Genomic DNA, 211 nt, shown 5'->3' with positions numbered 1-211 from the left:
CGTAATCGATTGCTTACCGCTTTTCCTGAGGCGCATTTCACCTATGGCTACATCACAACGGTTCAGCGAAAAAAGTTGGGTTTGGCAAAAGCGCATTATCGCGATGCTGTAGCAATCAGTGGAATTCAACAAATTATTGAAGAGCCAAACTCAGTTGTGATGTTTGATCAGTTTCGGACGAAAAAACGATCATTGCATGAAGCAACGGCAC

1 pseudogene is annotated in these 211 nt (G+C 43.6%); it reads left to right on the top strand.

Annotation, left to right across the window (positions count from 1 at the left end):
* Window positions 1-211, top strand: a pseudogene (locus FD01_RS16765) (RNA-guided endonuclease IscB); the annotation flags it as partial.

Source organism: Lacticaseibacillus manihotivorans DSM 13343 = JCM 12514 (assembly GCF_001435035.1).
Taxonomy (GTDB): domain Bacteria; phylum Bacillota; class Bacilli; order Lactobacillales; family Lactobacillaceae; genus Lacticaseibacillus; species Lacticaseibacillus manihotivorans.
The sequence above is the reverse complement of the archived record's forward strand: the minus strand, read 5'-3'. Positions and strand labels throughout refer to the sequence as shown.